Annotated in this window: 17 protein-coding genes; 12 read left to right on the top strand and 5 right to left on the bottom strand. The window is 65.7% G+C overall.

Annotated elements, in window-relative coordinates; translation table 11 throughout:
• The first annotated feature begins 36 nt into the window (after positions 1 to 36).
• From glyS to ACEN9T_RS22160, 6 genes are all read left to right on the top strand, one after another.
• Positions 37 to 2,130, top strand: a complete 2,094-nt coding sequence (gene glyS / locus ACEN9T_RS22135; RefSeq protein WP_413707071.1) for a glycine--tRNA ligase subunit beta — start codon at positions 37 to 39, stop codon at positions 2,128 to 2,130.
• Positions 2,131 to 2,161: 31 nt separating this feature from the next.
• Positions 2,162 to 2,740, top strand: a complete 579-nt coding sequence (gene gmhB, locus ACEN9T_RS22140) for a D-glycero-beta-D-manno-heptose 1,7-bisphosphate 7-phosphatase (protein ID WP_413707072.1) — start codon at positions 2,162 to 2,164, stop codon at positions 2,738 to 2,740.
• A gap of 11 nt (positions 2,741 to 2,751) precedes the next feature.
• On the top strand, positions 2,752 to 3,504 hold the full coding sequence (locus tag ACEN9T_RS22145) for a lysophospholipid acyltransferase family protein (protein ID WP_092973217.1): 753 nt from the start codon (positions 2,752 to 2,754) through the stop codon (positions 3,502 to 3,504).
• Positions 3,501 to 4,379 (top strand): M48 family metallopeptidase, encoded by an 879-nt coding sequence (locus tag ACEN9T_RS22150; protein WP_413707073.1) that lies wholly within the window; start codon positions 3,501 to 3,503, stop codon positions 4,377 to 4,379. The genes ACEN9T_RS22145 and ACEN9T_RS22150 overlap by 4 nt, the downstream gene beginning before the upstream one ends.
• Before the next feature lie 118 nt (positions 4,380 to 4,497).
• Positions 4,498 to 4,905, top strand: coding sequence for a lactoylglutathione lyase (gene gloA, locus ACEN9T_RS22155; protein ID WP_027678185.1), 408 nt, complete (start codon positions 4,498 to 4,500; stop codon positions 4,903 to 4,905).
• Positions 4,889 to 5,794 (top strand): DMT family transporter, encoded by a 906-nt coding sequence (locus ACEN9T_RS22160; RefSeq protein ID WP_102064531.1) that lies wholly within the window; start codon positions 4,889 to 4,891, stop codon positions 5,792 to 5,794. The genes gloA and ACEN9T_RS22160 overlap by 17 nt, the downstream gene beginning before the upstream one ends.
• Here ACEN9T_RS22160 and rsmA read toward each other — a convergent pair.
• The 4 genes from rsmA to lptD form a co-directional block, all read right to left on the bottom strand.
• Positions 5,781 to 6,626, bottom strand: coding sequence for a 16S rRNA (adenine(1518)-N(6)/adenine(1519)-N(6))-dimethyltransferase RsmA (gene rsmA / locus ACEN9T_RS22165; protein WP_092973223.1), 846 nt, complete (start codon positions 6,624 to 6,626; stop codon positions 5,781 to 5,783). The genes ACEN9T_RS22160 and rsmA overlap by 14 nt on opposite strands.
• Positions 6,627 to 6,657: 31 nt before the next feature.
• Positions 6,658 to 7,674: a 4-hydroxythreonine-4-phosphate dehydrogenase PdxA gene (pdxA, locus tag ACEN9T_RS22170; RefSeq protein ID WP_092973225.1), complete on the bottom strand. Its 1,017-nt coding sequence runs from the start codon at positions 7,672 to 7,674 to the stop codon at positions 6,658 to 6,660.
• A gap of 87 nt (positions 7,675 to 7,761) precedes the next feature.
• Complete coding sequence (locus ACEN9T_RS22175; protein ID WP_092973227.1) at positions 7,762 to 9,264, bottom strand: peptidylprolyl isomerase; 1,503 nt, start codon at positions 9,262 to 9,264, stop codon at positions 7,762 to 7,764.
• Entirely contained in the window at positions 9,257 to 11,698 is a 2,442-nt protein-coding gene (gene lptD / locus ACEN9T_RS22180; protein WP_413707074.1) for an LPS assembly protein LptD, read from the bottom strand. The genes ACEN9T_RS22175 and lptD overlap by 8 nt, the downstream gene beginning before the upstream one ends.
• 176 nt (positions 11,699 to 11,874) lie before the next feature.
• On the opposite strand from lptD, the gene ACEN9T_RS22185 reads away from it, so the two are divergent.
• Genes ACEN9T_RS22185 through murU form a run of 4 tightly spaced genes read left to right on the top strand, consistent with a single transcriptional unit; the run spans position 11,875 to position 14,697 of the window.
• On the top strand, positions 11,875 to 12,936 hold the full coding sequence (locus ACEN9T_RS22185) for an aminoglycoside phosphotransferase family protein (protein WP_413707075.1): 1,062 nt from the start codon (positions 11,875 to 11,877) through the stop codon (positions 12,934 to 12,936).
• A complete protein-coding gene (locus ACEN9T_RS22190) occupies positions 12,936 to 13,664 on the top strand; it encodes an AzlC family ABC transporter permease (RefSeq protein WP_413707076.1) in 729 nt (242 codons plus the stop codon). The genes ACEN9T_RS22185 and ACEN9T_RS22190 overlap by 1 nt, the downstream gene beginning before the upstream one ends.
• Complete coding sequence (locus tag ACEN9T_RS22195; protein WP_092973233.1) at positions 13,661 to 13,987, top strand: AzlD domain-containing protein; 327 nt, start codon at positions 13,661 to 13,663, stop codon at positions 13,985 to 13,987. The genes ACEN9T_RS22190 and ACEN9T_RS22195 overlap by 4 nt, the downstream gene beginning before the upstream one ends.
• Positions 13,988 to 14,004: 17 nt before the next feature.
• Positions 14,005 to 14,697, top strand: a complete 693-nt coding sequence (gene murU / locus ACEN9T_RS22200; protein WP_413708500.1) for an N-acetylmuramate alpha-1-phosphate uridylyltransferase MurU — start codon at positions 14,005 to 14,007, stop codon at positions 14,695 to 14,697.
• A 4-nt stretch (positions 14,698 to 14,701) separates the two neighbouring features.
• On the opposite strand, the gene ACEN9T_RS22205 is transcribed toward murU, so the two are convergent.
• On the bottom strand, positions 14,702 to 16,759 hold the full coding sequence (locus ACEN9T_RS22205) for a putative bifunctional diguanylate cyclase/phosphodiesterase (RefSeq protein ID WP_413707077.1): 2,058 nt from the start codon (positions 16,757 to 16,759) through the stop codon (positions 14,702 to 14,704).
• 226 nt (positions 16,760 to 16,985) lie between these two features.
• Between ACEN9T_RS22205 and ACEN9T_RS22210 the strand changes: the two genes are divergently transcribed.
• Both ACEN9T_RS22210 and ACEN9T_RS22215 read left to right on the top strand, forming a co-directional pair.
• On the top strand, positions 16,986 to 18,365 hold the full coding sequence (locus ACEN9T_RS22210) for an aminopeptidase P N-terminal domain-containing protein (RefSeq protein ID WP_413707078.1): 1,380 nt from the start codon (positions 16,986 to 16,988) through the stop codon (positions 18,363 to 18,365).
• Positions 18,362 to 19,597, top strand: coding sequence for a UbiH/UbiF/VisC/COQ6 family ubiquinone biosynthesis hydroxylase (locus ACEN9T_RS22215; protein WP_413707079.1), 1,236 nt, complete (start codon positions 18,362 to 18,364; stop codon positions 19,595 to 19,597). Before ACEN9T_RS22210 ends, ACEN9T_RS22215 begins: the two co-directional genes overlap by 4 nt.
• The last annotated feature ends 2 nt before the right edge of the window (positions 19,598 to 19,599 follow it).

The raw sequence follows: 19,599 nt of genomic DNA on the forward strand, positions 1-19,599 counted from the left end.
GCGGCGCAGAACAACGACGTCACCGATTCAAACGCTATGTCCACCCTCCTGATCGAACTGCTGACCGAAGAACTGCCGCCCAAGGCACTGGCCCGCCTGGGCGAGGCGTTTGCGCGCGGCCTGTTTGACGGTCTGTCGGCACAAGGCCTGCTCGAAGAGGGCGCCGCCGTGGAAGGTTTTGCCACGCCGCGCCGCCTGGCCGCATCGATCACCGGCGTGCGCCGCACCGCGCCCGATCGCGAACTGCGCGAGAAGGTGCTGCCCGTGACCATCGCCTTCGATGCCGAGGGCAAACCCGCCGCGCCGCTCGTCAAGAAGCTGGCCGCGCTGGCCAAGACCGTGGGCGTGGACGCCATCGCCCCTGAATCGCTCGAACGCGCGCCTGACGGCAAGACCGAAGCGCTGTTCTATCGCTATACCGCGCGCGGCGCCGTGCTGGCCGACGGCCTGCAGACGGCACTGTCGCAGACCATCGCCAACCTTCCGATCCCGAAGGTGATGACGTATCAGCGCCCGAACGGCGAGAACGTTCAGTTCGTGCGCCCGGCGCACAAGCTGATCGCCCTGCTCGACAGCGAAGTCATCCCTGTCAGCGCATTTGGCCTGCAATCGGGCAACGTGACACTGGGCCACCGTTTCCTGTCGGCCGGCGAAATCGTCATCCAAAATGCCACGTCGTATGCGAGCACGCTGGAGTCGCAGGGCAAAGTCATCGCCAGCTATGGCAAGCGCAAGGAAGCCATCCGCGCCGAGCTGCTCAAGACCGCCGGCGCCGATACGGTGGTCATGCCCGAAGCGCTGCTCGACGAGGTGAACGCGCTGGTCGAATGGCCCGTGGTCTACCCCTGCCATTTCGAGGAAGCGTTCCTCGCCGTGCCGCAGGAGTGCCTGATCCTGACCATGCAGACCAACCAGAAGTACTTTGCGCTGACCGATGCACAAGGCCACCTGCGCAACCGCTTCCTGATCGTCTCGAACATCGCCACGGGTACGCCCGAGGCCATCATTCAAGGCAACGAACGTGTGGTCCGCCCACGCCTGGCCGACGCGCGCTTCTTCTTCGAACAGGACAAGAAAAAGCCGCTGGCAGACCGCGTGCCGCTGCTCTCGCGCGTGGTCTATCACAACAAGATCGGCACGCAGCTTGAGCGCGTGTCGCGCCTGCAAGCCATCGCGGGCCAACTCGCGGAGAAGCTCGGTGCGGATGTAACACACGCCTCGCGCGGCGCGTTGCTGGCCAAGGCCGATCTGCTGACCGACATGGTGGGCGAGTTCCCCGAGCTGCAGGGCACGATGGGCACCTACTACGCCCGCCACGACGGCGAACCCGACGACGTGGCGCTGGCCTGCTCCGAACACTACCAACCGCGCTTTGCCGGCGACGCGCTGCCCAGCACCGCCACCGGTACGGCGGTGGCATTGGCCGACAAGCTGGAAACGCTGGTTGGTATCTGGGGCATCGGCCTGCAACCCACGGGGGAGAAAGACCCGTTCGCGCTGCGCCGCCACGCCCTGGGCATCCTGCGCATGCTGATCGAGAAGCCGCTCGCGCTCACGATCGACGATGCGCTGAAGATTGCCGCTACCAGCTTCGACGGCATCGCCGCAGTCAAGCCGGACCTGGGCGCCATCTCCGACTTCCTCTACGACCGCCTGCGCGGCTACCTGAAGGACAAGGGCTACAGCACCAACGAGGTGGAAGCCGTGGTGAGCCAGCGGCCGCAGCGCCTGGACGACATCGTCGCGCGCCTCGAAGCCGTGCGCGCCTTTGCTGCCCTGCCGCAGGCAGAAGCGCTGGCCGCCGCCAACAAGCGCATCACCAACATCCTGAAGAAAACCGACGTGGCCATTGGTGCCGTGCAGCCGCAACTGCTCAAGGAAGACGCCGAGCGTGCCCTGCACCAGGCCGTGGCCTTGTCGGAGCCGCAGGTGCACGATGCCTTCGCACGCGGCGATTTCACCACCGCGCTCAAGACGTTGGCCGGCCTGCGCGAAGCGGTCGACACGTTCTTCGACGGCGTGATGGTGATGGCCGACGACACCGCGCTGCGCGACAACCGCCTCGCGCTGCTGGCTGAACTGCACGGACTGATGAACCGCGTGGCGGACATCTCCAAGCTGGCCGCCTGATCGGCACCCCAAGCACCGTTCGGAGCCCACCATGCCCCACGTTCCCAAACTGGTGATTCTCGACCGCGATGGCGTCATCAACCACGACAGCGACCAGTTCATCAAGTCGCCTGACGAGTGGATCGCCCTCGACGGCAGCCTGGAAGCCATTGCCGAGCTGAATCAGGCCGGCTACCAGGTGGTGGTGGCAACTAACCAGTCGGGCATCGGACGCGGCCTGTTCGAGGCCGCCGCGCTCAACGCCATGCACGAGAAGATGTACAAGGCGCTGGCCACCTATGGTGGGCGCGTCGACGCCGTCTTCTTCTGCCCGCACACCGCCGCCGATGCGTGCGAGTGCCGCAAGCCCAAGTCCGGCATGCTCCGCGAGATAGCACGCCGCTTCGACATCGACCTGACGGGCGTGCCGGTCGTGGGTGACTCACTGCGTGACCTGCAAGCCGGTGTCGAAGTTGGTGCCGTACCTCACCTCGTACTGACCGGCAAGGGCGCCAAGACCCGCGATGCCGGTGACCTGCCCCCAGGCACCCAGATTCATCAGGACTTGCGTGCGTTTGCGCGTGCGCTGCTATCCCCTGCGCCCCAGGGCACGCCCACGCGCGCCCCTTGAATTCGCCCCCAATGACTTTTATCCGTTCGCTGCTGTACCTGGTTTTCCTGATCGTCTGGACACCGATTTACGCGGTGGCCTGCTTCATCGTCTTTCCGTTCATGAACCCGCACCGCCGTTTCTGGATGGTGTCCGGCTGGACGAAGTCTGCAATCTGGATGGCGCGCTGGCTGCTCGGCATCCGCTGGCAATACCAGGGCTGGGAGCACATCGAGGAAGCCGTCGCCACCAACAAGCAGGTGGTACTGCTTTCCAAGCATCAGTCAGCGTGGGAAACCATGGCCTTTGTCGCGACCATGCCGCGCCCGCTGTGCTACGTCTTCAAGCGCGAACTGCTGTATGTGCCGTTCTTTGGATGGGCGCTCGGCATGCTCAAAATGGTGCACATCAACCGCAAGGACGGCGCCAATGCGTTCACCTCGGTCGCGCGCCAGGGCAAAGAGCGCCTTGCAGACGGCGCATGGGTGATCATGTTTCCGGAGGGCACGCGCACGCGCTCGGGCGACCCGAAACCGCGCTACAAGAGCGGCGGCGCGCGCTTTGCCGTGGATACCGGCGCATGGGTCATCCCCATCGCACACAACTCCGGCCGCGTGTGGCCGCGCAATTCGTTCCTGAAGCATCCGGGCTTGATCACCCTGTCGGTCGGGCCGGCCATTCCGAGCGCTGGCAAGACCAGCGACGAGCTCAACCGCGAAGTCGAAGCGTGGATCGAAACAGAAATGCGTAGAATCGACGCCGATAGCTACCGCGAGCACGCATGAAACTGCTGCGCCCACCGACTTCGCCCACCCCCGCCGACAGCGTCCAGCTTGAGTTGCCGCTGCTCGCGCCTGAGGGCCCGTCGCCTTCGCAGCCGCCTGACGCGTCCCTCCTCGCCCCACCCGCACTCGATTTTTCCACCGCACCGCTCGGCCCCAACCAGCGCCGGCTGACGCTCGGCGAGCGCGCGCTGATCTATAACCTCAAGCGTTCGTCGCGGCGCACCATCGGCTTTGTCATCGATGACCGCGGCTTGTCGATCACGGCTCCGCGCTGGGTGACGCTCGCCGAGATCGAACACGCCATCGCCGAAAAGCAGAAGTGGATCTTCGCCAAGCTGGCCGAGTGGCGCACGAGCGCCGCACGCCGCATGCTGCCGCCCATGGAGTGGCAGGACGGCGCCGCGCTGCCCTTCCTCGGCAAGACGATCACGCTCAAGCTGGAATCGCCCATCGGCGCATTGATGTTTGATGCCGACACCAGCGTGCTCCACCTGGGCCTGCCGCCCACCACCACGGAGCAGCAGATCAAGGACCGCGTGCAAGGCTGGCTGCAGACGCAGGCTCGACGCCTCTTCGGCGAGCGCCTTGAGGTGTATGCCGAGCGCCTGGGCGTGCGGCATAGCGCGTATGCGCTGTCCTCCGCCGCCACGCGCTGGGGAAGCTGCACGGCCGACGGCAAGATCCGCCTGAACTGGCGCCTCGTGCATTTCCCGCTGAGCTTGATCGACTACGTGGTTGCGCACGAGCTGGCGCATCTCAAGGAGATGAACCACAGCCCGCGCTTCTGGGACACCGTGGAGTCGATCTTTCCTGAGTTTCGCGAGGCGCGGGAGCAGCTGCGCTCGCATCCGCCGGAATACTTGCCGGCGTTCTGACTCGCCCGCCGACGCCGCTGCCACGGATGCGTCGGCAGCAAAACATGCTTGCCCTGCAGGCTCCGCCACACCCCCCTACAATATTGCCTTCCCGCAGTTCTCCAGGAAGGAAACCCCCATGCGAATGCTCCACACCATGCTGCGCGTCGGCGACTTGCAGCGCTCGATCGACTTCTACACCAACGTGCTCGGCATGCAGCTGCTGCGCACCAGCGACAACCCTGAATACAAGTACTCGCTGGCGTTCGTCGGTTACGGCCCGGAAGCCGGCAACACGGTCATCGAACTGACCTACAACTACGGCGTGAGCGAGTACGAACTCGGCACGGCATTTGGGCACCTGGCCATCGAGGTCGACAATGCCGCGCAGGCCTGCGACCAGATCCGCAACGCAGGCGGCAAGGTCACGCGTGAGGCGGGCCCGGTCAAGGGCGGCAGCACCATCATCGCGTTTGTGGAAGATCCGGACGGCTACAAGATCGAGCTGATTCAGGCGCGCTCGATGCCCGATGGCAACCGCCACTGACGCGATCCGCCGGCCGCTGGACGGCACCGCCATCGGCCTGATGGTGGTGCTGTGCATGTGCTGGGGCTTTCAGCAGGTCGCCATCAAGGTGGCCGCGCACGACGTGGGCCCCGTCATGCAGGCCGGTGTGCGCTCGGCCATCGCGTCGGTCCTGGTGTTCGCGTTTGCGCTCTGGCGCGGCACGTGCCTGTCGTTGCGCGACGGCACGCTGACTGGTGGCCTGATGGCCGGCGTGCTGTTCGGCGTCGAGTTCCTGTGCATCTTCATCGGGCTGGGCTACACGACCGCCTCGCGCATGGCGGTGTTTCTCTACACCGCGCCGATCTTCACGGCGCTCGGCCTGCACTTCTTTGTGCCGGGCGAGCACCTGCGCCCGCGCCAGTGGGCCGGAATCGGCATTGCATTTGCGGGGATCGTGCTGGCGTTCGCCGATGGTGTCCTGCACCCGGCGGCCGGGCCGTCGACCTCGTTGGGTGACGCGCTGGGCGTGGTGGCGGGCGCGCTGTGGGGCGCGACGACCATCGTCGTGCGGGCAAGCAAGCTTTCCGAAGCACCGGCGGCGAAGACGCTGCTGTATCAGCTGGCCGTCTCGGCCGTGCTACTGCTGTTGATGGCCGCGGGCACTGGCCAGGCCTTTACCGCGAACCTCACACCGACCGCGCTGGCCAGCCTCGCCTACCAGTCCGTGCTGATTGCGTTCGCCAGTTACCTGACATGGTTCTGGCTGCTGCGCCGTTACCTGGCGTCGCGGTTGTCTGTGTTCTCGTTCCTGACGCCGCTGTTTGGCGTGGCGTTTGGCGTGCTGCTGTTGCACGAGCCGGTGGGCCTGCGGTTTGCGCTGGCGGCAACGCTCGTGCTGTCGGGCATCCTGCTCGTCAATCTTCGCTAAGGGCGGAAACGCTGCCGGCGATGCGGTTGGCCGGCAGCGCATTCGCCACCGCCACGAAATCTTCTACCGGCACTTCTTCTGCGCGGCGGCCCAGATCAAAGCCAAGCGCTTCGAAATCGATCACGTCGCGCAGCGCCCCCAGCGTGTTGCGCAGCACCTTGCGCCGCTGCGAAAACGCCATCGTCACCACCGTGCCGAGCGCGCGCATGTCGACCGGCGCATACGGCGACTTGTCGGCCGGCCAAGGAATCATCCGCACCACCGCCGAATCCACCTTGGGCGGCGGGTTGAACGAGCCCGGCGGCACATCCAGCACCAGCTCCATGTAGTACCGCACCTGCAGCATCACCGACAGCCGGCTGAACGCCTTGCTGCCCGGCGCGGCCACCATGCGGTCGACCACCTCTTTCTGCAGCATGAAGTGCTGATCGCGCACGCGGTCGGCGAACGTGGCGAGGTGAAACAGCAGCGGGCTGGAGATGTTGTACGGCAGGTTGCCAACAATGCGCAGCGGCCGCCCAACCTCCACCAGCGAACCGAAATCGAACGCCAGCGCATCGCCTGCATGCACGATCAGCCGATCGCCGAAACGCTTCTGCAAGCGCGCGACGAGGTCACGGTCCAACTCGACCACCTGCAGCGTGCGCACGCGCTCCATGAGCGGCACGGTGAGCGCGCCGAGGCCTGGGCCGATTTCGACGAGCACGTCGTCGGGCTTTGGATCAATGGCGGCAACGATGGCGTGGATCACGCCGTCATCGACCAGAAAGTTCTGGCCGAAGCGCTTGCGGGCTTGGTGCCCCTGGTGAACGCCGGTCGTGGATCGTGCCATTGCGAACTCGAAATCGAAAAGGTGAAGAAACTCAGGAACGTGCCGTGTGCCGCGCCATGGCGATGGCGGTATCGATCGCCTCGATCATGCTGCCGAACTCGGCGCGACCCGTGCCCGCCAAGTCCAGCGCCGTACCGTGGTCCACCGACGTGCGCACGAACGGCAGGCCCAGCGTGATGTTCACGCCATGCCCGAAGGTGCCGTACTTGAGCGGCGCCAGACCTTGGTCGTGGTACATCGCCAGCACGCAATCGGCCTCGGCAAGAAGCCGCGGCTGGAACAGCGTGTCGGCCGGATACGGACCGCGCGCATCGATTCCGCGCGCACGCGCACGCGCGATGGCCGGCTCGATCACCTCGATCTCTTCGCGGCCGAGATGACCTGATTCACCCGCATGTGGATTCAGCCCCGTCACGAGAATGCGCGGTGCGGTCAAGCCGAAGCGCGTGCGCAAATCACGTTGCACGATGTCGAGCGTTTCGTCGAGCACTGCGGGTGTGATAGCGTCCGGCACCTCGCGCAACGGCAAATGCGTCGTGGCCAACGCCACGCGCAGCATGGTGTTGTCGTGTGCCGGCTGCGAGCCAGCGAGCATCATCACCACGCGCGGCGTGCGGCTGCGCTCTGCCAAGTATTCGGTATGGCCGGTAAACGGCACGCCTGCGTCGTTGATCGTGCTCTTCTGCACCGGCGCTGTGACCATCGCGTCGTAACGGACGCCGTCCGCCGTGCCAATCTGGCAGCCATCGATGGCTGCGTCGAGCAGGCCAAGCACATAGCGGCCGTTGGCGGCATCGAGCACGCCAGCGCGCACCGGCGTACCCAGGGGGCGCTCCACAATAGTCAGCGCCGTGGAGGCAACACGCCAGAAATCGCCCTGCCCGATCGCGTCAGCGCGCGCCTGCAGCAATGCCGTATCGCCAATCACGTGCCACTGCACATCGGCGTAATGCGGCGACGCCTGACGCGCCAGGTGCAGCAACGCAGCCACGGTGATATCGGGGCCGATACCGGCAGGTTCTCCAGTGGTGATGGCAATGTTCAGCATGCAGCGCTTTCCTGCGATGGTTTCCCGTTGGTCTAGAAACGCCACGGCCGCCCGCAGGCGGCCGTGAGCGATGCGGATGTCCGTAGCTTACTGCTGACGGTTCACCCGGTATTCCACGTGGGCCGAGTCGCGCAGCTCACGCAGCCAATCTTCATAGGCGGCCTGCACCTTCTGCTCGCGGATCACCGAACGTGCGTAGTCGCGCTGGCGGTCTCCCGACACCTCTGCCTCACGACGACCTTCCACCTGGATCAGATGCACGCCGAACTGGCTCTGCACCGGCTGCGACACATCACCGGGCTTGAGCTGGTTCATCGCCTGCTCGAATTCCGGCACCAACTGGCCCGGCGACACCCAGCCCAGCTCGCCGCCCGCACCGGCCGAACCGTCCTGCGAATACCGGCGAGCCGCGTCGCCAAAGTCATAGCCGTGCACGATCCGATCGCGCAGGCCCGCCAACTGGCGGCGCGCGTCTTCTGCCGACATCGTCGGACCGGTCTTGATCAGAATGTGGCGCACTTGCGTCTGCTGCACCTTGGCGGCAATCGCCGTACTCGGCGCGCGCTTCTCCAACAGCTTGATCACGTGATAACCAGCCGGGCTTTCGACCACTTGGCTCGCCACCTGGCCGGCCTTCATGTCGACCACGGCGTTGGCAAACACAGCCGGCAAGCGACCGATCGGACGCAGCCCAAGTTCGCCGCCTTGCGAGGCATCCTGGGCGCCCGAATTGTCACGCGCCAGCTTGGCGAAATCCGCACCGCCCTGTGCTTGTTTGAGCAGGGCTTCGGCCTTGCTGCGTGCTGCGGCCTTCTCGGCATCCGTGGCGCTTTCGGCGACCGGCACGAGAATCTGCGCGACGTTGTATTGCTGCTCGCCAGCCGGAGCCGTGCCGCCACCCTGCTGCGCCAGATAGTTATCGATCTCGCCGTCGTAGACCTGCACCTTGGAGTCGACCTCGCGCTCGCGCAGGCGCGCCAGCAGGATTTCCTGACGCAGGTCGTCGCGGTACTTGTCGTACGTCATGCCGGCGTCCTTCAGCTTGCTCTTGAGCTGCGGGACGGACAGGTTGTTGCGCTGGGCCACGCTTTCCACCGCACGATCCACATCGGCGTCGGACACGCGGATGCCGCTTTCCTTGGCGGTCTGCGCCTGCACGCGCTCCAGGATCAGCTGCTCAAGCACTTCACCGAGCAAATCCGCACGCGGTGGCAGCGGACGGTTCTGCGCACGGAACGTGCGTTCGACCAAGTCGGCGCGGTTGAGCAGTTCGCGGCGTGTGATGACGTCGGTGTTGACCACGGCCACCACCTCGTCGACGAGCTGGCTACGCGGTGCGCCCGGTGCCGTCGGCTCCGGCAACGTGCCTTGCAGCAACGGCTGGCTCGGCGACGAACCCGGGTTGGCGAAGATGCCACGCACAGGAGCGCTCTTTTTTGCCGATTGCGCCTGCTGCGCGTGGACGGCTGGTGCCAGCGTGGTCCCCGCCATCAGCGCGACCAGCACGCTGGTGGCGACACGCAAGCGGCCCAGAGGAGCCACACGCGTGGCGAAAGCGGTCGATTGGAAAGCCATGATGTCGTTATTCATATTGATCCAGCACGGACGGCGTGATCGGCTGCGCGGTCACCGGCTGGTAGCCGGGCACGTTCAGACGAATCACGTCGATCGGATTGTTCCCCACCTTCGACAAACCCTTGAATTCGATCTGGGCAAAGATATGCGTCGTATAGCCCGAAACCGCATTGCTGTAGCGCTGTACCGCCAGTCGGCCGACCCAGCAGTCCGCCACATATTCCAGGCCAAGCAGCATATCCGACGGCTTACGCGCATCCAGGTCATAACCGATGCGGCCCAGGCCGTACAGGCGCCGTGTGATCGGCCACTGCGTTGAGATATCGGCCTGTTCCAGCGGAAGCTGACCGGTATTCGCGTCTTGCCGGTAATAGCGGTAGCCGAGGTTGATCACTTTGTTGGCTTCCGGCTTCCAGCTGAATGCGACGGTCGAGCGCATGATGCGATCGATGTCCTGATTGTACTGAAGGTTCGTATCGAAAAAGATGCCACGGAACATCTGGATCGTGGTCGCGCCCAGAAGGTCGGAATAGCGGCGCACCGACGTCGGTGCCGCACCCGCTAGCGTCACGCGCTGGCCTTCGAAATCGATACGCTGGGCGATCGTGGCACGCAGGCGTTCAATGCCCGATTCCGCTTCAATAAAGCGCGTGGTCACGCCCGCTGTCAGCTTATTGTTGTCGGCAATGCGGTCATAACCCGTGTACGGATTTTCGGTAAAGATCTGGCCGAGGTTGTAGTCCGACTGCGCCGTATCGAACAGCGGAATCTGCGACTGATCGCGGTACGGCGTGTATACGTAGAACAGGCGCGGCTCAAGTGTCTGGATGTAACTCACGCCAAACAGTTTGGTGACCAGTGGCGCATCGCGCTCAAAGGTCATGCCCGAATCGAGCGAGAACGTGGGCAGCGTGCGATTGATCTGCGTATCCTGCGTATCACCCGCCGGGCGGTCCAGGCGATATGCGGTGGTATTCAGGATGAACTTCGGCGTGACGTACCAGCCGGGGCGGATGATCGGGTAGCTGATCGTCGGCTGCATGAACAAACGCTCGCCCTGGACGGTGTTGGCCGTGGGGATCGAGAACCGCGTGTAGTCGGTCAGGAAATTGATGTCAAAGCCACCAACATCGTACCGGTTATACGTCAGGCTCAACTGCGGCAAACGCTCGTAGGGCGCTGCCAGGGGCGTAGTGGCGGTCGACAGCGTCTGGAACTTCTGCACACGCGCCAGCGCAACCCAGTCGCCGATTGAGTACGTGACGCCGCCTTCCTGGATGTACTGGCGCTGCGTTGCCGTGACGATGCTGCGGCCAAGGTCATCCGGATAGGTGTTATCCGAAACTTTGTTGTAGTTGATGTAGCCGGTCAGCCCAGGCGCCAGGCGCTGCGTGTGCACCGCCGAAATCGACCAACGGTTGCGACCTGCTTCACGATCATCGGGCAGGAATTCGCCGCGCAGGACGCCGCTGTACGACGTATCGAGATAGCGGTATTCAGCGCCCAGCTGCAGGCCACGCGTACTGAGCAGACGCGGATACAACGTCAGATCGCGATTCGGCGCGATGTTGAAGTAGTACGGCAGTGTGACGTCGGCCCCGCTGCGGCTGTTGTAGCCGAAGACCGGTGCCAGGAAACCGCTGCGGCGATCGTCATTGAGCGGGAAGTCCATGATCGGCGCGGCAAACACCGGCACGCCGAAGAAGTGCAGTACGCCGTTGCGGCCAGTGCCGACCTGGCGATCGCTGTCGATGTCGATGCGGCTCGCGCTGAAGTACCAGTCGACGTTGTCGGGCGAGCACGTGGTGTACGTACCGCGCGTGATGCGGCTGTTGTCCTTGTCGATGAAGTCGATGCGGTCTGCGGTGCCGCGGCCACCGGTCGAGTGGAACTCGTAGGTCGGCGTGCTGATGGTGCCTTCGTTGGCGGTGACTTTGAGCTTGGCATCCGGGCCGGTGACGAGCGTGCCGCCCTTGAACAAGCGCACGTTGCCGGTGGCCGTGGCCACGTCGGTGTCCTGGTTGTAGTCGAGGGTGTCGCCCTTGAGCACCGAACCGTTGCGGCGCAATTCGCCATTGCCGCGCAGGTGGATGTCTTCGTTGGTGCGGCCGTCCATCTTGTCGGCCGCGGTAAATGTGGGGACAGTGTTGTCCGGTCGCTGGACGGGCTCGGCCATCTTGGGCACCAGCGGACTGCCGCCAGGCGTGGTCGGGCCGGACGTGGCCAGCGCTGTCACCGACGAGGCCGGGGTAACAGCAGGCGCAGTCGCTTGCGTGGTGTCCGCGCTCTGCGCCGCGGACGTCGCCGTCCAGACACCGGCCACCGCGAACACCAGCGGGCGCAATGCCAGCGTGCCACGCCTGATGGTGGCCAAGTCGGCGGGCCGCTGATCGGGCGCGGCAACAGCAGCGCGCTGCCGGTTTTTCCTGGCTCGGTTCGGTTCGGTCATGCAGATCGGGAACAGGGCCGCGCGCGCAACGGCACGCACAGGCACAAAATCAGTCAGTACTGCGGTCAATCCCGCCGCCGGACGCGGCCTGGACAGGGCCGGCGCTCGCTCGCAGCGAAACTCGGTCGGGTATTATACGGGGCTTCCTTCCAGCCTCATTCCAGCATTCTCTCAGCATGGCTTCGACCCCTGGCGCCGCAGCAGGCGCAACCGACGCACGCCTCAGTCAACTGCGCGACTGGCTCGGCACATTGCCCGCCGCCCGCGGCCTGCGCATCGACACGCTGCAGCCCGCTTCGGCCGATGCCAGCTTCCGCCGTTATTTCCGCCTGGACAGCGCCCACGGCACGCTGGTCGTCATGGACGCCCCGCCGCCGCAGGAAGACTGCCGCCCGTTCGTCCATGTGGCGGGCCTGCTGAATGGCGCCGGCGTGCATGCACCTCAGGTGCTGGAGCAGGATCTCGCGCAGGGCTTCCTCCTGCTGACCGATCTGGGCCCGCAAACGTATCTGCAATCGCTGCGCGAACGCGATTTCGACCTCGCCTACGCCAACACGCTGTTCCGCCCGGCCATCCATACCCTGGTGCGCTGGCAGTTGGCGTCGCGCGAGGGAGAGCTGCCTTCGTACGACGAAGCGCTGCTGCGCCGCGAGCTGTCGCTGTTTCCGGACTGGTATGTCGACCGCCACCTGCAACGCCCGTTGGACGCCACGCAGCGCGAATCGCTCGACAAGGTGTTCAAGCTGCTGGTCGACAGCGCCCTGGCCCAGCCGCGCGTGTACGTCCATCGTGACTACATGCCGCGCAACCTGATGATCAACGCGGCCGACCCGTCGCAGCCGGGCGTGCTGGATTTCCAGGACGCCGTCTACGGCCCGATCACCTACGACGCCGCCTCGCTGCTGCGCGACGCCTTCCTGTCGTGGGATGAAGAGCAGGAGCTGGATTGGGCCGTGCGCTACTGGGAAGCTGCCCGCGCCGCCAAGCTGCCCGTCGATGAAGACTTCGGCGAGTTCTACCGCGCCCTCGAATGGATGGGCGCGCAACGCCATCTGAAGGTGGCGGGCATCTTCGCGCGCCTGTGCTACCGCGACGGCAAGACCGGCTACGTGGAAGACACCCCGCGCTTCATCGCTTATTTGCGCCGGGTGTGCAGCCGCTACAACGCGCTGGCGCCATTGGCCCGCCTGCTCGATCAACTCGAAGATCGCGCGCAGAAGATCGGCTACACGTTCTGATGGCTTCCCCCCGCGCCGTCGAGTTTCGCGCCGGCATGCTGGCACTTGCGCCCATGCTGCTGGGCGTGGTGCCGTTCGGCATGATCTACGGCGTGCTGGCCACATCCGCGGGCATGCCTGCGTGGCTTGCCGTCGCGATGAGCGCCATCGTTTTCGGTGGCGCCTCGCAGATGATTCTTGTGCAGTTGTGGGCCGGTGGCGCGCCGGCTCTGGTGATTGCGGCGACGGTCTCGATGGTGAATCTGCGGCACGCGCTGTATTCGGCCAGCATTGCGCCGGCGCTGGCGCACCTGCCGCGCCGCTGGAAATGGCTGATCGCCTATCTGCTGACCGACGAAGCCTTCGCCGCCATGAACCGTCGGGTCGTCACCGCGCAGCCCGGCAGCGAGGAAGCCGCCTACCGCCATTGGTATTTCCTTGGCGCTGGCGTGGCGCTATGGTCAAGCTGGCAGGCGTCGACGATCGTTGGCGTGGTGCTGGGGGCCCAAGTGCCGACCTCGTGGCCGCTCGATTTCTTCCTGCCGCTCACGTTCATCGCCATCGTGGTGCCGGCGCTGCGCACGCGCGCACAACTGGCTGCAGCGTTGGCCGGCGCCGCGCTGGCCGTGGCGTGGACAGGCTGGCCGCACAAGCTGGGGCTGATGAGCGCGGCGTGTGTCGGCATTGCCGTCGGCGCGCTGATTGAGCGCTTGCTGGCTCGGCCGTCCAACAAGGGGGCTGCTGCATGAAAGCCCTGATCCTCTTCGGCGTGCTGCTGATTGCCGGCGCGGCGACCTACCTGATCCGTCTATCGTTCATCGCGCTGGAAGGGCGCATGAACCTGCCGATGTGGTTCCGCAACGCCCTGCCCTACGTGCCGGCCGCGATGCTGACCGCGCTGATCGCGCCCGACCTGCTGATGCGCGACGGCGCGCTCGCGGTGTCGGTCGACAACCCGCGCCTGCTTGCGGGCATCGTCGCCATCGTCATCGCACGGGTGACGAAGAGTGCGATGTGGACCATCGTCGGTGGCATGGCTGTGCTGTTGATTCTCATGAAGGTAATGACTTGAATTCCACGACGCGTGCCATGATTTTTGCGGCGGGCCGCGGCGACCGCATGCGCCCGCTGACCGACCACACGCCCAAGCCCCTGCTCAACGTGGGCGGCAAACCGCTGATCGTCTGGCAGATCGAGCGCCTGGCTGCGGCAGGCGTGCGCGACATTGTCATCAACCACGCGTGGCTCGGCACGCAGATCGAAGCCACGCTCGGGGATGGCAGCACGTGGGGCGTGCGCCTCGCGTATTCACCGGAAGGGCAAGCGTTGGAAACGGCAGGCGGTGTCGCCCAGGCCATGCCGCTGCTGCATGCCGGCGATGGGCACAGCGTATTCATTGCCGTCAGCGGCGACGTGTTCTGCGATTACGATTACGCCGCACTGCGCGACCGAGCGCCCGCAATGGCTGCGCAGGCCGCGCCCAGCATGCACCTGGTGATGGTGCCGAACCCGCCCTACCACCTTCGCGGCGATTTCGCCCTGGATAACGAAGGCGTGCTCCACGCGGACGGCCCCGAGCGCCTCACGTTCGGCAACATCGGCTTGTACGACACGCGCCTATTTGCCGGCATCACGCCCGGCACGCGACTGGCGATGACGCCGCTCTACCACCAAGCCATCGCCGAAGGTCGCGCCACCGGTGAACGCTTCGACGGCCGCTGGGAAAACGTCGGCACGGCCGCCCAGCTGGCCGCACTCGACGCAGAACTCGCGGCGCGCTAAGCGCTTACGCCATCGCCGCGCTCAATGATTCCGCCGTCATCGGGCGGCCAAGCAGGTAACCCTGCAGCGAGTGACAACCGAGCCGCGTCAGGAACGCCTGCTGCTCGGCCGTCTCCACACCTTCTGCGACGATGCGCAGGTTCAGCGTCTGGCCCAGCGCCACGATGGCCGAGACGATGGCTGCGTCTTCCGTGTCGTGCGCCAGGTCGCGCACGAAACCGCGGTCGATCTTCAGCTCGCTGGCAGGCAGACGCTTGAGATACAGCAGACTCGAATAACCGGTGCCGAAATCGTCGATTGAAATCCGCACGCCCATCGCGTCGAGCTGCTGCAGGATCTGCAGGCTCGCATCGACATCGCGCATGGCGGTCGACTCCGTAATCTCCAGCGTCAGACTGCGCGGGGCCAGCGCATGGCGCGCGAGCGTGTCGCGCACGGTGTCGATGAGTGCAGCATGACCAAACTGCAGCGCGGAGAGATTCACGGCGACGGTCCAGCCAGTGCGCCCCTCGCGGTGCCATTGCGCCATCTGGCGACAGGCTTCGTCCAGCACCCACGCGCCCAGCGGCACGATCAGACCCGTCTTTTCGGCCAGCGGGATGAACTCGTCGGCGGGCACCAAACCGCGCTGGGGATGCTGCCAGCGCACCAGCGCCTCCACGCCCATGATCGGCCCATTGGGCGCGTTGAACTTGGGCTGGTAGTGCAGCACGAGTTCGTTGCGCTCGACCGCGCGGCGCAAGTCCTGCGCGAGCTGCAACTGGTGATGCACGTCGGCGTTCATCGAGGGCTCGAAGAAACTGTAGGCGTTCCGGCCCAAACCCTTCGCGTGATACATCGCTGCATCGGCATTGGTGAGCAGATCGTGTTGGTTGTCGCCGTTGCCGGGGTAGATCGCGATGCCGATGCTGGTAGAAACACGCAACTCGTGACCGCCAGCCATGAAGGGCTCGCGCACCACTTCCAGCAGCGCGTCGGCCAGGGTGCCAGCGTCTTCCGGATCGTCCACGTAGGCGAGCACAACAAATTCATCGCCGCCGACACGCGCCACGGTGTCCTGCTGGCGCACCCGTGCACCGATGCGCTGTGCGACGTCGATCAGCAGCAGATCGCCCACATGGTGGCCATAGACATCGTTGACGGCCTTGAAGCCATCCAGGTCCATGAACATGAGAGCGAAGCGGCGCTTCTCGCGTTCAGCCGTGCGGATCGCCTGGGTCAGGCGGTCTTCCAGCAGCACGCGGTTGGAAAGCTTGGTCAGGTTGTCGTGCAGCGCAAGGTAGGCCAGCTCCTTGTTGGCCGCGGCCAGTGAGTTCGCCAGTAAGGCGGTGTGCGCTTCCATGCGCAAGTCCAGCACCGAGATGATCAGCGCGATGGCCAGCACCGCCAGCGTCACGATGATGATGACCAGCGCCAGCCATTCGGCACTCGCACCGGTATGCGCAGCCCCGCACACACTGCCGAATGGAAACGATGCCGCCGACATGCCCATGTAATGCATGCCGACGATGGCCACGCCCATCACCACCGCCGAACCGGCACGCAGTGCACGAACGCGTCGCGACTGCCGCCTCAGGCGAAAGGCGATCCACAGCGCCACGCCAGAGGCCAGCACCGCAATCACGATCGACAGCGCAAACCTCGCGGGGTCATATTGGATGCCGGGGTTCATGCGCAGCGCGGCCATGCCGGTGTAGTGCATGCCCGCGACGCCCGCGCCCATGAGCAGCGCGCCGCCCGCCAGGCGCTGCCACGGCAAATCACGTCGGCTGACCAGCCACAACGCAAACATCGACGCCCCAATACCGATGGCGAGCGAGGTGAGCGTGATTCCGACGTCATATCCAACCGGAATCGGCAGGTTCAGCGCCAGCATGCCGACAAAGTGCATCGACCAGATGCCCAGCCCCATGGCCGAGGCGCCGCCGATGAGCCACGACAACGCCGCGCGGCCGTGTGCGGTGACGACACGTCCCGCCATATCCAGCGCCGTATACGACGCTAGGATGGCCACGAAGAGGGAAAGCAGGACGAGAAGAGGGTTGTAACTGCTGGCGAGCATCGGTTCTCCTGGGCAGGCCGATCCAATGCGGCCAATCCACTGCAGGCGGAGGTCGCAACCGGGATACAAAACAGGTCAGTATTAACGGCGGCGGCCGCCCGAGACTTTAGGAGAGGCCGTCCGCACCGCACAAGTCTCCTTTTGGGTGTGGCCATGCCCCTCCCGGAATCCCCGTCAGGCGCAGCGTTACAATCGACGCATCCTTTCTGCCGCTGGAAAACACGCCATGTCCGCCACCGAACTCGCTTTCCTCCAGACCTATCGCCAGCGCCGCGAGCGCGTCGTGCAGTGGCTGCGCGCGGCGGGGGGCGGGGTCGCCATCGTGCCGACCGCGCCCGAAGCGATGCGCAACCGCGACAGCGACTATCCCTACCGGCACGACAGCTACTTCTATTACCTGACCGGCTTTACCGAGCCCGAAGCGGTGCTCGCCATCGTGGTCCCCGCAGCCAGCGCGCCCGCGCGCAGCGTGCTGTTCTGTCGCCCGAAGCATGAAGAGCACGAAATCTGGGACGGCTTCCGCTTCGGCCCCGAAGCCGCGAAGGAAGCTTTCGGCCTGGATGAGGCGCATTCGGTGGAAGAAATCGACGCGACGCTGCCCAAGCTGCTCGCCAACGCTGCCGCCGTGGCATATCCGCTGGCTGAAAGCGGCACGTTCGACCGCCGCATGCGCCGCTGGCTCGACGCGGTGCGCATGCAGGGCCGCGCCGGGGTGTCGGCGCCGCACCAGGCGCTGGACGTGCGCGCAATCCTCGATGAGATGCGGCTGTTCAAGGACGCAAGCGAACTCGACATCATGCGCCGCGCCGGGCGAATCTCTGCGGAAGCGCATGTGCGCGCCATGCAGGCGTCACGTGCAGGCCTGCGTGAATACCATCTCGAAGCCGAGCTGCTGTACGAATTCCGCCGCCATGGTGCGCAAAGCGTCGCCTACAACTCCATCGTTGCCACTGGCCCCAACGCGTGCGTGTTGCACTACCGCGCCGGCAACGCCGAACTGCGCGACGGCGATCTGTGCCTGATCGATGCCGGTTGCGAGCTGGACGGCTACGCGTCGGACATCACCCGCACGTTTCCCGTCAATGGCCGCTTTACCGGCCCGCAACGCGAACTGTATGCGCTTGTGGTGGCCGCGCAGGAAGCCGCCCTTGCCGAAACGCGCCCTGGCGTGCCGTATAACGTGCCCCACGACGCTGCCACACGTGTGCTGGCGCAAGGCATGCTCGACACCGGCCTGCTCGACGCCAACAAGGTCGGCACCCTCGATGACGTGATCGCCGGCGGCCAATACCGCCAGTTCTATATGCACCGCACAGGCCACTGGCTCGGCATGGACGTGCACGACGTGGGCGAATACCGCACGCCCGGCACCGCCGCACCGGCCGAAGGCGAACGCCCGTGGCGCCCGCTGGAAGCCGGCATGGTGCTGACCGTCGAACCCGGCATCTACGTGCGCCCCGCGCCCGGCGTGCCGGAAAAATATTGGCACATCGGTATCCGCATTGAAGACGACGCCATCGTCACGCCCGAAGGCTGCGAAATCATCACGCGCGACGTGCCCGTGGCCCCGGACGAAATCGAACTGGTGATGCGGAGCCAGGCATGACCGACAGCATCACAGCGAACAGCGCGGCGCCGGACTGCGACGTCGCCATCGTCGGCGCGGGGCCTGTCGGGCTGGCGCTGGCGAACTGGCTGCTGCGCGACACCGACTGGCGCATCGCCCTGTTCGATGCGCGCGATGCTGAAGCCGCCGCGCGAGACCCGCGCTCGCTGGCGCTCTCGCATGGCTCGCGCGTGCTGCTGCAGGAGATTGGCGGCTGGCCCACGCGCGCCACGCCGATCACGCACATCCATGTCTCGCAGCGCGGTCACTTCGGGCAGGCGCATATCTGCCGTGAAGACTACGATGTCCCCGCGCTCGGCCACGTCGTGCAATACGGCGACCTGAGCGCCGCGCTCAACGCCGCACTTGCCACGCAGATGGCGCGCTACCCGAATCGCCTCACCCGCTACGACCACACGCCCGTGGAGCGCGTCGAGCAACTGCCACGTGCTGACGGCACCGTCGCGCCGGCCCGCGTGCGCGCGCTGCGCGAAGGGCGTCATCCGCTGGCCATCGAAACGGAAGTTGTCATCCAGGCCGAAGGCGGCTTGTTCGACGACGCACGCAAGCAGCAAGGCGGTATCGGCCACGCGCGGCGCCGCGATTACGGCCAGACCGCCATCGTCGCGCACGTGGGCTGCAGCGCGCCGCTGGAAGGCTGGGCGTGGGAGCGCTTCACACCCGAAGGCCCACTCGCATTGCTACCGCAGGATGACGCGCAAGGTCCCGGCTATGCGCTCGTCTGGTGCTGCGCGCCCGACGAAGCACGCCGACGCGCAACGTTGCCCGACGACGCCTTCCTGGCTGAACTGGGCGCTGCCTTTGGCGAGCGCATGGGCCGGTTCACGCACGCCAGCCCGCGACATACGTTCGCGCTCGGGCTGCATGCCCACCGCATTCCGGTCGACCGCCGTGTCGCCGCGATCGGCAACGCCGCGCAGACGATCCACCCCGTGGCGGGCCAGGGCTTCAACCTCGGCCTGCGCGATGCATTCGAAATGGCACGCGCGCTTCGGGATGGGGCAACGGCAGCCGCCCTCGCCCGTTTCGCCCGCGAACGCGCGTTTGACCGCGCCGTCACCATCGGCCTGACCGATTTGCTGCCGCGCGCGTTTGCCGTGCCGGGCCGGCCCTTTGGCCACCTGCGCGGCGCGGCGCTGACGCTGCTGGAATGTCTGCCGCCGCTCAAGCACGGGCTGGCCAGGCAGATGATGTTCGGGCAGCGGGGCTAACG

Source organism: Ralstonia sp. Ralssp110 (assembly GCF_047325135.1).
GTDB classification, from domain to species: domain Bacteria; phylum Pseudomonadota; class Gammaproteobacteria; order Burkholderiales; family Burkholderiaceae; genus Ralstonia; species Ralstonia mojiangensis.

Bases quoted from the DNA above. Each gene is read 5' to 3' on its own strand.
- pdxA (WP_092973225.1), bottom strand. From the start codon at position 7,674: ATGCTGAACATTGCCATCACCACTGGAGAACCTGCCGGTATCGGCCCC.
- lptD (WP_413707074.1), bottom strand. From the start codon at position 11,698: ATGACCGAACCGAACCGAGCCAGGAAAAACCGGCAGCGCGCTGCTGTT.
- ACEN9T_RS22175 (WP_092973227.1), bottom strand. From the start codon at position 9,264: ATGAATAACGACATCATGGCTTTCCAATCGACCGCTTTCGCCACGCGT.
- ACEN9T_RS22195 (WP_092973233.1), top strand. From the start codon at position 13,661: ATGAAAGCCCTGATCCTCTTCGGCGTGCTGCTGATTGCCGGCGCGGCG.
- ACEN9T_RS22205 (WP_413707077.1), bottom strand. From the start codon at position 16,759: ATGCTCGCCAGCAGTTACAACCCTCTTCTCGTCCTGCTTTCCCTCTTC.
- murU (WP_413708500.1), top strand. From the start codon at position 14,005: ATGATTTTTGCGGCGGGCCGCGGCGACCGCATGCGCCCGCTGACCGAC.
- gloA (WP_027678185.1), top strand. From the start codon at position 4,498: ATGCGAATGCTCCACACCATGCTGCGCGTCGGCGACTTGCAGCGCTCG.
- rsmA (WP_092973223.1), bottom strand. From the start codon at position 6,626: ATGGCACGATCCACGACCGGCGTTCACCAGGGGCACCAAGCCCGCAAG.
- ACEN9T_RS22145 (WP_092973217.1), top strand. From the start codon at position 2,752: ATGACTTTTATCCGTTCGCTGCTGTACCTGGTTTTCCTGATCGTCTGG.
- ACEN9T_RS22150 (WP_413707073.1), top strand. From the start codon at position 3,501: ATGAAACTGCTGCGCCCACCGACTTCGCCCACCCCCGCCGACAGCGTC.
- ACEN9T_RS22190 (WP_413707076.1), top strand. From the start codon at position 12,936: ATGGCTTCCCCCCGCGCCGTCGAGTTTCGCGCCGGCATGCTGGCACTT.
- ACEN9T_RS22215 (WP_413707079.1), top strand. From the start codon at position 18,362: ATGACCGACAGCATCACAGCGAACAGCGCGGCGCCGGACTGCGACGTC.
- ACEN9T_RS22210 (WP_413707078.1), top strand. From the start codon at position 16,986: ATGTCCGCCACCGAACTCGCTTTCCTCCAGACCTATCGCCAGCGCCGC.
- ACEN9T_RS22185 (WP_413707075.1), top strand. From the start codon at position 11,875: ATGGCTTCGACCCCTGGCGCCGCAGCAGGCGCAACCGACGCACGCCTC.
- glyS (WP_413707071.1), top strand. From the start codon at position 37: ATGTCCACCCTCCTGATCGAACTGCTGACCGAAGAACTGCCGCCCAAG.
- ACEN9T_RS22160 (WP_102064531.1), top strand. From the start codon at position 4,889: ATGGCAACCGCCACTGACGCGATCCGCCGGCCGCTGGACGGCACCGCC.
- gmhB (WP_413707072.1), top strand. From the start codon at position 2,162: ATGCCCCACGTTCCCAAACTGGTGATTCTCGACCGCGATGGCGTCATC.